The sequence below is a fragment of the Nocardioides sp. CCNWLW216 genome (genome assembly GCF_037120545.1).
Taxonomy (GTDB): Bacteria; Actinomycetota; Actinomycetes; order Propionibacteriales; family Nocardioidaceae; genus Nocardioides; species Nocardioides lianchengensis.
The window spans coordinates 191,468-204,074 of the sequence record NZ_JBBBBJ010000009.1 but is presented as its reverse complement, the minus strand read 5'-3'; the positions used below and the strand labels follow the sequence as shown (position 1 = coordinate 204,074).

Annotated in this window: 16 protein-coding genes; all 16 read left to right on the top strand. The window is 72.5% G+C overall.

The window, feature by feature from the left end; translation table 11 throughout:
- Nucleotides 1–125 precede the first annotated feature (125 nt).
- The 16 genes from flgB to V7S47_RS19500 all read left to right on the top strand — a co-directional run bounded on the left by flgB (nt 126) and on the right by V7S47_RS19500 (nt 12,592).
- Nucleotides 126–500, top strand: a complete 375-nt coding sequence (flgB, locus tag V7S47_RS19575) for a flagellar basal body rod protein FlgB (protein WP_090857419.1) — start codon at nt 126–128, stop codon at nt 498–500.
- Entirely contained in the window at nt 500–892 is a 393-nt protein-coding gene (locus tag V7S47_RS19570; RefSeq protein ID WP_336563139.1) for a flagellar basal body rod protein FlgC, read from the top strand. Before flgB ends, V7S47_RS19570 begins: the two co-directional genes overlap by 1 nt.
- Nucleotides 892–1,245 carry a flagellar hook-basal body complex protein FliE gene (gene fliE, locus V7S47_RS19565; RefSeq protein WP_090857413.1) on the top strand — a complete coding sequence of 118 codons (354 nt, stop codon included), beginning with the start codon at nt 892–894 and terminating at the stop codon, nt 1,243–1,245. The genes V7S47_RS19570 and fliE overlap by 1 nt, the downstream gene beginning before the upstream one ends.
- A 2-nt stretch (nt 1,246–1,247) precedes the next feature.
- Nucleotides 1,248–2,816 carry a flagellar basal-body MS-ring/collar protein FliF gene (gene fliF / locus V7S47_RS19560; protein WP_336563137.1) on the top strand — a complete coding sequence of 523 codons (1,569 nt, stop codon included), beginning with the start codon at nt 1,248–1,250 and terminating at the stop codon, nt 2,814–2,816.
- Nucleotides 2,813–3,829 carry a flagellar motor switch protein FliG gene (gene fliG / locus V7S47_RS19555; protein ID WP_090857408.1) on the top strand — a complete coding sequence of 339 codons (1,017 nt, stop codon included), beginning with the start codon at nt 2,813–2,815 and terminating at the stop codon, nt 3,827–3,829. The genes fliF and fliG overlap by 4 nt, the downstream gene beginning before the upstream one ends.
- Nucleotides 3,813–4,511, top strand: coding sequence for a FliH/SctL family protein (locus V7S47_RS19550; protein WP_336563136.1), 699 nt, complete (start codon nt 3,813–3,815; stop codon nt 4,509–4,511). The genes fliG and V7S47_RS19550 overlap by 17 nt, the downstream gene beginning before the upstream one ends.
- Nucleotides 4,508–5,845: a FliI/YscN family ATPase gene (locus V7S47_RS19545; protein ID WP_336563135.1), complete on the top strand. Its 1,338-nt coding sequence runs from the start codon at nt 4,508–4,510 to the stop codon at nt 5,843–5,845. Before V7S47_RS19550 ends, V7S47_RS19545 begins: the two co-directional genes overlap by 4 nt.
- Nucleotides 5,842–6,309, top strand: coding sequence for a flagellar FliJ family protein (locus V7S47_RS19540; protein ID WP_336563134.1), 468 nt, complete (start codon nt 5,842–5,844; stop codon nt 6,307–6,309). The genes V7S47_RS19545 and V7S47_RS19540 overlap by 4 nt, the downstream gene beginning before the upstream one ends.
- Nucleotides 6,306–7,295, top strand: a complete 990-nt coding sequence (locus tag V7S47_RS19535; protein WP_336563133.1) for a transglycosylase SLT domain-containing protein — start codon at nt 6,306–6,308, stop codon at nt 7,293–7,295. The genes V7S47_RS19540 and V7S47_RS19535 overlap by 4 nt, the downstream gene beginning before the upstream one ends.
- Nucleotides 7,295–8,521, top strand: coding sequence for a flagellar hook-length control protein FliK (locus V7S47_RS19530; RefSeq protein ID WP_336563132.1), 1,227 nt, complete (start codon nt 7,295–7,297; stop codon nt 8,519–8,521). Before V7S47_RS19535 ends, V7S47_RS19530 begins: the two co-directional genes overlap by 1 nt.
- A 53-nt stretch (nt 8,522–8,574) precedes the next feature.
- Nucleotides 8,575–9,024, top strand: coding sequence for a flagellar hook capping FlgD N-terminal domain-containing protein (locus V7S47_RS19525; protein WP_336563130.1), 450 nt, complete (start codon nt 8,575–8,577; stop codon nt 9,022–9,024).
- A 53-nt stretch (nt 9,025–9,077) separates the two neighbouring features.
- Nucleotides 9,078–9,932 carry a flagellar hook-basal body complex protein gene (locus V7S47_RS19520; RefSeq protein ID WP_090857386.1) on the top strand — a complete coding sequence of 285 codons (855 nt, stop codon included), beginning with the start codon at nt 9,078–9,080 and terminating at the stop codon, nt 9,930–9,932.
- A gap of 147 nt (nt 9,933–10,079) precedes the next feature.
- The gene (locus tag V7S47_RS19515; RefSeq protein WP_336563129.1) at nt 10,080–10,382 is read left to right on the top strand and encodes a flagellar FlbD family protein; all 303 of its coding nucleotides are present in this window, start codon (nt 10,080–10,082) and stop codon (nt 10,380–10,382) included.
- Nucleotides 10,382–11,155, top strand: a complete 774-nt coding sequence (locus V7S47_RS19510; RefSeq protein ID WP_336563128.1) for a motility protein A — start codon at nt 10,382–10,384, stop codon at nt 11,153–11,155. The genes V7S47_RS19515 and V7S47_RS19510 overlap by 1 nt, the downstream gene beginning before the upstream one ends.
- 1 nt (nt 11,156) lies before the next feature.
- Complete coding sequence (locus V7S47_RS19505; protein ID WP_336563127.1) at nt 11,157–12,149, top strand: flagellar motor protein MotB; 993 nt, start codon at nt 11,157–11,159, stop codon at nt 12,147–12,149.
- Nucleotides 12,149–12,592: a flagellar basal body-associated FliL family protein gene (locus tag V7S47_RS19500; protein WP_090857375.1), complete on the top strand. Its 444-nt coding sequence runs from the start codon at nt 12,149–12,151 to the stop codon at nt 12,590–12,592. The genes V7S47_RS19505 and V7S47_RS19500 overlap by 1 nt, the downstream gene beginning before the upstream one ends.
- Nucleotides 12,593–12,607 lie beyond the last annotated feature (15 nt).

The following is a 12,607-nucleotide window of genomic DNA, read 5'->3' as shown; positions in this document are numbered from 1 at the left end:
CGGAACTTCGCTCAGGTCCCCCGGGGACGGACCGAAGGACCACGTGAGCAAGGAACGCTCAACAGCTGCCGACGGACCGGCACCCACACCCACGGGGCTCGACCACGAGCCCAGGAGGTCTGACCGTGTCCGTTCCTGCCTACGCGGCGTCCGACGCCGTCTCGGCGGCTCTCGGCTTCGCGCTCGACGGGCTCTCGCTCCGTCAGCGCACGATCGCCGACAACATCGCCAACATCGACACTCCCGACTTCCGCGCCTCGACGATCGACTTCGAGAGCGCGTTGAGCTCGGCGATCGGCTCGGGCGACACCGCCGCGCTCCGCGGCGGCGACGGCATCACCAGCCTCGCGGTGGACACTCCCGTCGGGGCCAACGGCAACAACGTCGACCTCCGCAAGGAGACCCTCGCCGCGATGCAGTCGCAGTTCCAGTACCAGATGGTGACCCGGGCCGTGACCGACCGGTTCGACCTGGTCAAGTCCGTGGCGGGTGCTGTCTGATGGGCGCCTTCGACTTGCTGAACATCGCCAGCTCCGGCCTGGGCATGCACCAGACCTGGCTCGACGCGCTCGGCCGCAACATCGCCAACGCGAACACGATCCGCTCCACCGACGAGACGGCCTTCCAGGCCCAGATGGTCGTCGCGGAGTCCGACCCGAACGGCGGCGTCGACGTCGCCGGCATCGCGGTCACCGACCCCGAGGGCACCCTCGTCCACAACCCGGAGCACCCGCTCGCCGATGCGGAGGGCTACGTCCGCGCCCCGGCGATGGACATGTCCAAGCAGATGACCGAGCTGGTCATGGCGCAGCGCGGCTTCCAGGCTTCCGCCCAGGTGACCAAGTACGCCCAGGACACCTACTCCAGCGCGATCCAGATCGGGGCCCGCTGATGAGCGTCCCCGGCATCGAGGCCCTGGAGGGCCTCGGCAACGTCTCCGGCTCCGGCTTCACGCCGTACGTCGCGCCCAGCGTCCCGTCCTCGTCGGTCACCGCCGGCACCGGCTCGGCCGCCGCCGCGTCCGGCCCGGACTTCGGCAACCTCGTGATGGAGGGCCTCGACAAGCTCGACGGCGTGCAGCGCAATGCGGACTCCCTCGCGGTCCAGGCCGCCACCGGCAAGCTCGAGAACCTCCACGACTACACGATCGCGGCCACCCAGGCCCAGGTCACCACCCAGATGACCGTCGCGCTCCGCAACAAGGCGGTCGAGGCGTTCACCGAGATCATGCGGATGCAGGTCTGAGGATGAAGGACACCATCACCCGCACGCTCGACCGGTACCGCCGGACGTTCGTCGACTTCACCGCCGGCCAGAAGGTCGTCGCCGTGCTGGGCACCCTCGCCCTGCTGCTCGGCGGCTTCATGATCTTCCGCTGGGCGTCGGCGCCGACGTACTCGCCGCTGTTCTCGAACCTCTCCCCCGAGGACGCGTCCGCGGTCGTCGAGCAGCTCGACACCTCCGGCGTGCCCTACGAGCTCGCCGGCGACGGCAGCACCGTGATGGTGCCGCGAGACCTGGTCTACGAGACCCGCATCGACCTGAGCGGTGAGGGCCTGCCCTCCAGCTCCGACAGCGGCTACTCCATCCTCGACGACACCGGCCTGTCGACCTCGCAGGACCAGTGGGACACCAGCTTCAAGCGCGCGATGGAGGGCGAGCTCGCCTCGACCATCGAGGGCATCGACGACGTCGAGTCCGCCGTCGTCCACCTCGCGCTGCCCGAGAAGCAGGTCTTCTCCGAGGAGCAGGAGCCGTCGACGGCCTCCGTCCTCGTCAAGACCCGTCCGGGCTCCACGCTCGCCAGCGAGCAGGTCCAGGCCGTCGTCCACCTGGTCGCCTCCAGCATCGACGGCATGGACCCCGCCAACGTCACCGTCGCCGACTCGACCGGCAAGGTGCTCACCACGCCCGACGGCCAGGGCGGTGCCTCGTCGGCCCGGACCGAGCAGACCGCGGCCGTGCAGGGCGACATGCAGAAGCGCCTCCAGACGATGCTCGACCGGGTCGTGGGCAACGGCAACTCCACCGTCCAGGTGACCGCCGACCTCGACTTCGACCAGACCGTCACCGAGACCACCGCCTACGACAAGGAGGGCGACCCCATCCCGCTCTCCCAGACCACCACCGAGGAGACCTACACCGGTCCGGCCGCCAGCGGCGCCGCCGGCGGCGTGGTCGGCGTGGACGGTCAGATGGACACCGGCACCGGCACCGGCACCGGCGCGGACTCGTCGTACAGCAAGAAGGGGTCGACCAGCGACAACGGCGTCGGCAAGACTGTCACCCAGCGCCAGAGCGCGCCCGGTGCCGTGACCGCCTACAACGTCGGCGTCATGCTCGACTCGGACACCACCGGCAACATCGACCCGGCGATGATCCAGGCGCAGGTCGCCGCGATCACCGGCGGCACCGGCAAGATCGAGGTCTCCTCGATGCCCTTCGACCGCAGCGCCGAGGACGCCGCGGCCGCCGAGCTGGAGGCCGCCGAGGCCGCGGAGGCGGCCGGCGCCCGCGCCGACCTGATCCGCAAGGCCGGCATCGCCGGCGGCGTGCTGCTGATGCTGCTGCTCGCCTGGTTCCGGGCACGTCGCCGGGCCAAGGCCCGCGACCAGGCCACGTCGTACGTCGTCGAGCAGCTGAAGGCCGAGCAGGCCCGGGCCGCCGCCCTGGAGCAGGCTCCCGCCGCGATGGCGCTGGAGCAGGCCGAGGAGACCGAGGAGGACGCCATGCAGAAGGAGCTGGACGCGCTCGTCGAGCGTCAGCCCGAGGACGTCGCGGCCCTGCTGCGCGGCTGGCTGGTGGAGCCGCGATGAGCGCCGCCGCCCTCGCCTCCCTCGGCACCCGCAAGGCCGCCATCCTGCTGATGCGGCTGGGCAAGGAGAAGTCCGGCGAGATCCTCAGCCACCTCAGCGAGACCGAGGTCGAGGCCATCATGGGCGAGGTCGCCCGGCTCGAGACCGTGAGCTTCGCCGAGACCCAGCAGGTCGTCAAGGAGGCCGCCGACCTCATCACGGCCCGCAGCGCGATCAGCCGCGGCGGCCTGCACTACGCCCAGCAGCTGCTGGAGCAGTCGCTCGGCAAGGAGCGTGCGGCCGAGATCATGGAGCGGCTGCATGCCGCCGCCGTGCAGATGCCGTTCCAGTTCCTGCACCAGGCCGACCCGGCGCAGCTGCGGTCGTTCATCGTCGACGAGCACCCGCAGGTCATCGCGCTGGTGCTCGCCCACATGACGGCCGACAAGGCCTCGCTCCTGCTCTCGGGCCTCCCGTCCGACCAGCAGGCGCAGGTCGCGCACCGCATCGCCGTCATGGACCGCACCTCCCCCGACATCGTCCGCGCCGTCGAGGCCACCCTCGAGCGCAAGCTGTCGTCGATGCTCCAGCCGATGGAGCACTCCAAGGTCGGTGGCCTGGACCCGCTGGTCAACATCATCAACCGGTCCGACCGCTCCACCGAGCGCCAGATCGTCGAGGGCCTCGAGGCGCTCGACCAGGCGCTGGCCGACGAGGTCAAGAGCCGGATGTTCATGTTCGAGGACGTCGTGCAGCTCGACGACCGCTCGATCCAGCAGATCCTGCGCCAGGTCGACACCGCCACCCTGGCCCTCGCCCTCAAGGGCGTCCCGGACAAGGTGCGCGACAAGATCACCAGCAACCTGTCGTCGCGTGCCGGCGAGAGCCTGGTCGAGGAGATCGAGCTCATGGGCGCGGTCCGCCTGACCCAGGTGGAGGAGGCCCAGCAAGGCATCATCCGCACCATCCGCCAGCTGGAGGAGCAGGGCCAGATCATGGTCCGCCGAGGAGGCGACGATGAGTTCGTCGACTGACACCCCCGGTCTGTGGGCCACGGACGCCGACGTCACCGGCGTCCTGGACACCCCGGAGCTGCGCGAAGGCACCTGGACCCGGCTCGGCGACCGTGCCGTGCTGGGCGACCAGATCACCGAGCGCGCGCTGACCCGGCTCGCCCAGAGCACCGTCGAGGCCGCCCGCTCCCAGGGGTACGCCGTCGGCTGGGCCCAGGGTCGCCGCGAGGCGGCGGCCCGGGCCGCCACCGAGGCCGCCGAGACCGCCGCGCGCAACGCCGAGTCCGAGGAGCGTCGCGACACCGCGCACGCCCTGACGCTCAGCGCCCTCGAGCAGGCCGCCGCCGCGTTCGCCGACTCGGTCGCCGAGGTCGCCGGCCGGCTCGAGGAGCAGGCGCTCCACCTGGCCCGCGAGCTCACCACGGTGCTGCTCGGTCGCGAGCTCGCCCTGGCCACCGACCCGGCGGGCGACGTCGTACGCCGGGCGCTGGACGTGCTGCCCGACGGCGGCGTGCCGGTGACGGTGCGCGTGCACCCCGACGTCCGCAGCGCGGCCGCCTCGGAGGCGCTCACCGCCCGCGGCGTCACCGTCGTCGCCGACGCCGACCTCGACGTCCACGACGCCGTGGTCGAGACCGACACGTCGTACGTCGACCGCGGCGTGGCCGCGGCCCTGACCCGCGTGCTGGAGGTCCTGTCGTGACCGCCCAGCTCCTCGAGTCGGTGCTCGCCCCCGTGGCCGGGTCCCGCGACGCCGCCCTGGCGGCCGCCGTGCCGCAGCGCCTGGGCCGCGTGTCCCAGCTGCTCGGCCTGAACCTGAAGGTCGTCGGCGTGCGCGCCGCGGTCGGTGACCTGCTGGAGATCCACGGCCCGACGCCGCTGCTCGCCGAGGTCGTGGCCAGCAGCACCGACAGCCTCACCTGCCTGCCGCTCGGGCGCACCGACGGCGTCCTCGTCGGCGCCCCGGTCCGCAGCACCGGCGGTCCGCTGACCATCAAGGTCGGCGACGCCCTGCAGGGCCGGGTCCTGGACGGCCTGGGCCGACCGGTCGACGGCGGCGCACCGCTCGAGTCGCTGCCCGGGATGGTCAACGTCGTCGTCGAGAACTCCGCGCCCGACGCCTTCACCCGGCCCCGGATCACCCAGCAGCTCGGCCTCGGCGTCCGGGCCCTGGACTCGCTGGTGCCCTGCGGCACCGGCCAGCGGATCGGCATCATGGCGGGCTCCGGCGTCGGCAAGTCCAGCCTGCTCTCCATGATCGCCCGCGGCACCGAGGCCGAGGTCTGCGTCCTCGCCCTGGTCGGCGAGCGCGGCCGTGAGGTGCGCGAGTTCCTCGAGAACGACCTCGGCCCCGAGGGCCTGGCCCGCTCGGTCGTCGTCGTCGCCACCTCCGACGCGCCTCCCGTGGAGCGGCTGCGCGCGGCGTTCGTCGCGACCCGGATCGCCGAGTCGTTCCGCGACGCCGGCAAGCACGTCGTGCTGATGATGGACAGCCTCACCCGCGTCGCCATGGCGCAGCGCGAGATCGGCCTGTCCGCCGGCGAGCCCCCCGCGACCCGCGGCTACCCGCCCAGCGTCTTCGCCCTGCTCCCCCGCCTGCTCGAGCGGGCCGGCACCTCGCCGACCGGCTCGATCACCGGGCTCTACACCGTGCTCGTCGAGGGCGACGACATGCAGGACCCGATCGGTGACACCGCCCGCTCGATCCTCGACGGCCACGTCGTGCTGTCGCGGCGGCTGGCCACCTCGGGCCACTTCCCCAGCATCGACGTCCTGGAGTCCATCTCGCGGGTGAACTCGGCGGTGACGACCCCGGAGCAGCGCGGCGACGCCGGCCTGCTGCGGCGGATGCTCGCCGCGCACCGCAACGTCCGCGAGCTCGTCGAGATCGGCGCGTACGTCGCCGGCAGCGACCCGGACGCCGACGCGGCCATCGCCCGGCGCACCGACATCGACGACTTCCTGCGCCAGGACATGGACGACTCCACGTCGACCGAGGACACCTGGTCGCGCCTCGCCGGGCTGGTGGCCTCGTGAGCGCCCGTCACGACCGCGGCCTCCGGGCCGTCTCGCGGGTGCGCGACGTCCGCGAGCGCGACAGCCGGATCGGCCTCCAGCAGGCGCTGCGCGAGGAGGCCTCGCTGCAGTCGCGCCTCGATGTCCTGGAGGAGGCGATGCGCACCCACGGGGCCTTCGTCTCCGGCGACATGCGCCAGTTCGTCGCCCTGCAGCACTCGCTGGAGGCGCTGCGCGGCGCGGCCAAGGAGGCCCGCGAGGCCGCCGACGCGGCCGCCGTGATCAGCGCCAGCGCCCGCTCGCACTGGCACCACGACAAGACCCGACTCTCCGCCGTCGAGGGGCTCCTCGAGCGCCGCGCCGACGAGCGCCGCGCCGAGGTGGAGAAGAAGGAGTCCCACGAGCTCGACGACGTCGCCGGCCGCCTGTGGCTGCGCGCGAAGACCCAGCACACCCAGAACGCCCGGAAGGAGGCCGCCTCATGAGCGTCACCGAGATCACCTCGCGCATCTCCCAGATCCAGTCGCAGCTCGCGCTGCTGGCTCCGCGCACGTCCTCGACGAGCGCCACCGCGTTCTCGCGGTCCCTGGCCACCGCCACCGCCGCCACCTCGGCGACCGGCAGCACCCTGCCGACCGCCGGCACGTCGAGCACCGCCGGCACCGCCGGCACGACCGGTGAGGACATCGTCGCGGAGGCCAGGAAGTACCTCGGCGTCCCCTACGTCTGGGGCGGCACCAGCCCCGACGGCATGGACTGCTCCGGCCTGGTCAAGCTGGTCTACGAGAAGTTCGGCATCGACCTGCCCCGCGTCTCCTACCAGCAGGCCGAGGCCGGCCGGCCGGTCGCCAGCATGGCCGAGGCGCAGCCCGGCGACCTGATCGCCTGGGACAACTCCAGCCGCAACAACGGCGTCGACCACATCGCCATCTACATCGGCGACGGCAAGATGATCGAGGCGCCCCGCACCGGCCTCGACGTCCGGATCATCGACGTCCCCTCGACCCCGGACGTGATCCGCCGGGTGCTGCCCGAGGGCGGCGCCACCGGCGTGACCCGCACCGCCGCCACCGGCGCCGGCGCGATCTCCCCCGACGTCCCCTACGCGAACCTGTTCACCGCCGCCGCGCAGAAGTACGGCGTGCAGGCGGACCTGCTCGCCGCCGTGGCCAAGCAGGAGTCGGGCTTCAACCCGAAGGCCGTCTCCCCGGCCGGCGCGCAGGGCCTGATGCAGCTGATGCCCGCCACCGCCAAGGGGCTCGGCGTCACCGACTCGTTCGACCCCGCGCAGGCCGTCGACGGCGCCGCCCGGCTGCTGAGCGATCTGCTCGACCGCTTCGGCCGCACCGACCTGGCCCTGGCCGGCTACAACGCCGGTCCCGGCGCGGTGCTCCGCTACGACGGCATCCCGCCGTACCCCGAGACCCAGAACTACGTGCGCTCGATCCTGGCGAACGTGGGAGGCAGCTGATGTCCACCATGACCACCACCCCGGCCGGAGCCGCCCGCACCGCGGGCGCGAGCTCCGGCCCGACCGCCGGCGGCGCGACCGCCGGCGACGCCACCGGCTTCGGCGACCTGCTCGCCGCGCTGGTCCCCGGCAGCCCTGCCGGCCTCGCCCTCGCCTCGTCGACGCCCGCCGGCGTCTGCGGCGCGGGACCCGAGGTGATCGTCTCCCAGGAGGACGTGGTCGTGGGGGCCACCGACTCCGCCCAGGTGGTCGTGGGGGCCGCCGGAGACGACACCGCCGGGTCCCGCACCGGAGACCCCGGCGCCGTCGTACCGGCGGACGAGGCGGAGCCGGCCACCGACCCGGGGGCGGTCGTGGACGCGGCCCTGCTCGCGCAGGCCCAGCTGGCGGCCCTGCCGCTGCTGGCGCCCGCGACCGCGGCGCCGGTCCCTGTCGTGGCGGGCGCCACCGCCGACGTCCCGGTCGAGGGGGTCGAGGGGGCGACCCCGGCGGGCGACGTCGCCCTGCCGGGCGAGGCGGTCGTCGAGCCCGGTCCCTCGACCTCGGCCGACGCCGGCAGCAGCGACCCGGGCTCGGACCCGGACCGCTCCGCCCCGCAGCCCGCTGCCCCGGCGGCCGCGACCACCGGCACCGCCCCGAGCCCGACGCCGACGCCGAGTGCGCCGGCCGTGGACGCGACCGCCGCGGTCGCCCTCGCTCCGACGGTCGGCACCACGGCTCCCGCACCCACGCTCACCCGCGGCGAGGCCCGGCCCGCCGACGCGGTGCCCGGCCAGGTCTTCCCCGAGGTCGTCCGGCTCTCGCAGTCCGGCCCCGGCACCCACCGGGTCACGCTGCGGCTCGACCCCGGCACCCTCGGCGAGGTCCGGGTCACCCTGACCGTCCGCGACGGCGAGGTGCAGGTCCGGCTCGCCGCCCAGCACGACGCCCGCGAGGTGCTGGCCCAGGCGGCCCCCGACCTGCGCCGCCTGCTCGAGCAGTCCGGCAGCGTCGACGCCCGGGTGGCCGTGGCCGACCTGACCACCGGCACCACCACCGACACCTCCGGCGACCGCCCGTACGGCGGCGACCGGGGAGCCGGCACGGACGCCGACGGCGAGCGGCCCGCGTCGTACGACGGCCGCGAGCGGGAGTCGTCCCGCGCCCGGGTCGACGCCGAGCGGCTCGCCGCGTCCGAGCGGATCCGCGAGGCCCGGCCCCGCTCCGGACTCGACCTGGCCCTCTGACGCCCCGCTGACCACCACCCCGTCCCGCACCACCCCGAGAAGGGAAATCGTCGATGCCCGTCGACAGCACCCAGGCCGCCGCGAGCGCCGGCCTCAGCAACCTGATCACCAACCAGTCGGCCGCGAGCTCGTCGACCGACAAGGACATGTTCCTGCAGCTCATGGTCGCGCAGCTGCGCTACCAGGACCCGATGAACCCCGCCGACTCGGGCGAGTTCCTCGCCCAGAACGCCCAGTTCACGGCCCTCGAGAAGATGCAGGCGGTCGCCGACCAGACCTCGCTCGTCCTCGGCGCCCAGATGGCCTTCGGCGCCAGCAGCCTGGTCGGCAAGCAGGTCGGCTACACCGACGCGACCGGCAAGGACGTCACCGGCACGGTCCAGGGCGTCACCTTCGACGTCAGCGGCCCGATGCTCGACGTCGACGGCAAGCAGGTGCCGCTCGTGAACGTGCTCTCGGTCAAGGGCGGCGCCGCGTCGACCACCCCGACCTCCGCCACCTGATCCTCCACTCTCCCGCACCCCACCCTCGCTCCACCTCACCTAAGGACTGACCTGTGCTCCGTTCGCTCTTCGCCGGCATCAGCGGCCTCCGCGTGAACCAGACCATGCTCGACGTCACCGGCAACAACATCGCCAACGCCAACACCACCGGCTACAAGGCCAGCACCACCGTCTTCCAGGACACCCTGAGCCAGATGCTGACCAACGCCTCCGCCGCCGGCGACGCCCGCGGTGGCACCAACCCGATGCAGGTCGGGCTCGGTGTCCAGGTCGGCGGCATCGCCACCAACTTCGGCCAGGGCTCCAGCCAGCTCACCGGCCGCGGCACCGACCTGATGCTGCAGGGCGACGGCTTCTTCGTCGTCCGCCAGGGCGCGGAGACCCTCTACACCCGCGCCGGCGCCTTCAACTTCGACGAGAGCGGCGCGCTGGTCACCCCCTCGGGCAACCGGGTCCAGGGCTACGCCCTCGACGCCGCCGGCGAGCCGACCGGCGGCCTGGTCGACGTCACGCAGGACACCGCCAGCCTGACCCCGGCCGTGCCGGCCGGCGTCGAGCTGACGTCGTACGGCATCGGCGCGGACGGCATCCTGCGCGGTGTCTTCTCGGACGGCGTGCAGCGCGACATGGCCCGCATCGCGGTCGCCGACTTCACGAACCCGATGGGTCTGGAGAAGGTCGGCGAGACGTCGTTCCGCGTCTCCGCCAACTCCGGCGACCCGCAGCTGGGCGTGCCCGGTGAGAACGGCAACGGCAAGATCGTCGCCGGCGCCCTGGAGATGTCGAACGTCGACCTCGCGGCCGAGTTCACCAACCTGATCCTCGCGCAGCGCGGCTTCCAGGCCAGCTCGCGCGTCATCACGACCTCGGACTCCGTGCTCGAGGACCTCGTCAACATCAAGCGCTGATAGCGGTCGCCGACCGCCCCCCTCGGGGGCGGTCGGCTCTCGGACATCTCGGACCTCGGGGGACGTCTCAGGTCGGGCCCGGCCCGGCCGATGAACCTCGTACGGCCATGGACGGCCGTGCCCCCCACGCACTAAGGATGGTGCCCCATGATCTTGCTGACCCGTCTCTCGGGTTCGCCGTTCGTCCTGAACTCGGACCTCATCGAGCGCATCGACAGCGCTCCGGACACCATCGTCACGTTGGTCGACGGCTCGAAGTACGTCGTCTCGGAGGACATGCGCGACGTCGTCGACGCCGTACGCCGCCACCGCGCCGAGGTGATCGCCCTCAGCGAGGCCGTGCAGATCGCCGCCGAGGCCGTGCACGCCCCGCCGCCGCCCCCGGCCCGCGAGCGCCCCAGCCTGAGCGTCGTCACCCCCGAAGAGCACCGCTCGGAGGTGAACCGCTGATGAAGGACTTCGCCACCGTGATCGGCATCGTCGGCGCCCTGGTCATCATCGTCCTCTCCAACATCCTCGAGGGCGGTACGCCGTCCCACCTGATCCTGCTCCCGCCCATGCTGCTGGTCTTCGGCGGCACCATCTTCGCCACCCTCGCCAGCGGCACCCTGGGCGACGCCAAGGCGGCCGTGGTCTCCGCGAAGTCCGCCTTCGTCGGCGGCCCGAAGTCGGCCGCCGAGGTGGTCCCCTCGATCGTCTCCCTGGCGGAGAAGGCCCGCCGCGAGGGCCTGCTCGCGCTGGAGGACCAGGTCAAGGAGCTCGACGACCCGTTCCTGGCCAAGGGCGTCACGATGGCCATCGACGGCACCGACCCCGAGGAGGTCCGCGAGATCCTCGAGGCCGAGGTGCACGCGCGGAAGAAGGCGGACAAGCAGTCCGCGAAGTTCTTCGCCGACGCCGGCGCCTACGCGCCGACGATCGGCATCGTCGGCACCGTGATGAGCCTCGTGCACGTGCTGGGCAACCTCGACAAGCCCGACGAGCTCGGCCACATGATCGCCGCCGCGTTCCTCGCGACCCTGTGGGGCGTGCTGTCCGCCAACGTCATGTGGCTGCCGATCTCGAGCAAGCTCAAGCGGATCAGCGAGCTCGAGGCGACCCAGATGGAGGTCGTCATTGAGGGCGTCGCGGCCATCCAGGCCGGCGCCAACCCGCGGATCATCGCGCAGAAGCTGACCTCCCTGCTCCCCGCCGGGCAGCAGCCCGCCGAGGAGGCGGCGTGAGATGAGCAAGCGGAAGAAGCACGAGGAGCACGAGGAGCACGAGAACCACGAGCGCTGGCTCGTCTCGTACGCCGACATGGTCACCGTGCTCATGGCGCTCTTCATCGTCATGTACGCGATGAGCACGGTCGACCAGGCGAAGTTCGACGCCCTGAAGAGCGGCCTGGCCGAGGGCTTCGGCCAGAAGTCGATCCTGTCCGGCCACGACTCGGTCCTCTCCGAGGCCAACGCCCCGATGGGCGGGATCACCCCGGAGCTGGCCACCCAGGAGCTCAACGACCGGGAGAGCCAGGCGGTCCAGGCCGCGCTGCGGACCCAGAACACGATGGCCGCCGGGCGGGCCCGGGCCGACGCCGAGGCGGAGGTCGACCGGCTCAACGGCGTCTACTCGCGGCTGCAGGCGGCGCTGAAGAAGCACGGCCTGCAGGACGACGTCCAGGCGACGTACGACGACCGCGGCCTGGTCGTCAGCCTGGTCTCGCGGCACGTGGTGTTCGCCGCCGACCTGGCGACGCTCACCGAGCGGGGCCGCGAGATCGTCGACACCCTGGCCCCGGTGCTGCGCGAGATCCCCGACCCGCTGCAGATCGACGGCCACACCAACCAGGCGTCAGGGAAGCCCCGCTACTACCCCAGCGACTGGGACCTCGCCTCGGCGCGCGCCATCACCGTGCTGCGCCGGCTCAGCGAGGAGCAGCGGATCCCCGGCGAGCGGCTGACGGCGGCGTCGTACGGGCACGAGCGTCCGCTGATCGATCCCCGCAAGCCCGGCTCGCAGGAGATCAACAAGCGCGTCGACATCGTGCTCGTCTCCGGCGAGTCTGCCTCGACGCGAGCCCTGCTCGCCGAGGTCGCGAAGGAGAAGCAGCAGCTGGCCGCGGCGGCGAAGGCCGCCGAGGCCGCCGAGACCGAGCCCACCACCGACACGACCGACACCCCGGACGAGCACGACACCACCACTGACCACGAGACGACCGCGGAAGGAGCGCACTGATGAGCGTCGCGACGATGCCCCCGAGCACGGAGGGCGGGGCAGCCGCCCCCGAGAAGAAGAGCAAGAAGAAGCTGATCATCGCGGTCGTGCTGGTCCTGGTGATCGCCGGCGCGGCGTACTGGTTCTTCCTGAAGCCGAAGGGTCCCGAGCCGGCACCCGAGCCCGGCGACGTGGTCGCCCTCGAGCCGGTGCAGGTCAACCTGGCCGAGGGCCACTACCTGCGCCTGAGCCTCGCCCTGCAGGCGACGACCACCGTCGCCCACGAGGTCGAGGGGAGCAAGGCGCTCGACCTGGCGATCGAGACCTTCACCGGCCAGAAGGTCGGCGCGCTGGCCAACAAGGAGAACCTCGCCCTGCTCAAGGAGGAGCTGCTGAAGGAGATCGAGCACGCCTACCACGGCGACGTCATGGACGTGTACTACACGGAGTTCGTCACGCAGTGACCGGAGCCCGCCGGG

Bases quoted from the DNA above. Each gene is read 5' to 3' on its own strand.
- V7S47_RS19570 (WP_336563139.1), top strand. From the start codon at position 500: ATGGGCGCCTTCGACTTGCTGAACATCGCCAGCTCCGGCCTGGGCATG.
- fliF (WP_336563137.1), top strand. From the start codon at position 1,248: ATGAAGGACACCATCACCCGCACGCTCGACCGGTACCGCCGGACGTTC.
- V7S47_RS19550 (WP_336563136.1), top strand. From the start codon at position 3,813: ATGAGTTCGTCGACTGACACCCCCGGTCTGTGGGCCACGGACGCCGAC.
- fliG (WP_090857408.1), top strand. From the start codon at position 2,813: ATGAGCGCCGCCGCCCTCGCCTCCCTCGGCACCCGCAAGGCCGCCATC.
- V7S47_RS19505 (WP_336563127.1), top strand. From the start codon at position 11,157: ATGAGCAAGCGGAAGAAGCACGAGGAGCACGAGGAGCACGAGAACCAC.
- V7S47_RS19535 (WP_336563133.1), top strand. From the start codon at position 6,306: ATGAGCGTCACCGAGATCACCTCGCGCATCTCCCAGATCCAGTCGCAG.
- V7S47_RS19525 (WP_336563130.1), top strand. From the start codon at position 8,575: ATGCCCGTCGACAGCACCCAGGCCGCCGCGAGCGCCGGCCTCAGCAAC.
- fliE (WP_090857413.1), top strand. From the start codon at position 892: ATGAGCGTCCCCGGCATCGAGGCCCTGGAGGGCCTCGGCAACGTCTCC.
- V7S47_RS19510 (WP_336563128.1), top strand. From the start codon at position 10,382: ATGAAGGACTTCGCCACCGTGATCGGCATCGTCGGCGCCCTGGTCATC.
- V7S47_RS19500 (WP_090857375.1), top strand. From the start codon at position 12,149: ATGAGCGTCGCGACGATGCCCCCGAGCACGGAGGGCGGGGCAGCCGCC.
- V7S47_RS19530 (WP_336563132.1), top strand. From the start codon at position 7,295: ATGTCCACCATGACCACCACCCCGGCCGGAGCCGCCCGCACCGCGGGC.
- V7S47_RS19515 (WP_336563129.1), top strand. From the start codon at position 10,080: ATGATCTTGCTGACCCGTCTCTCGGGTTCGCCGTTCGTCCTGAACTCG.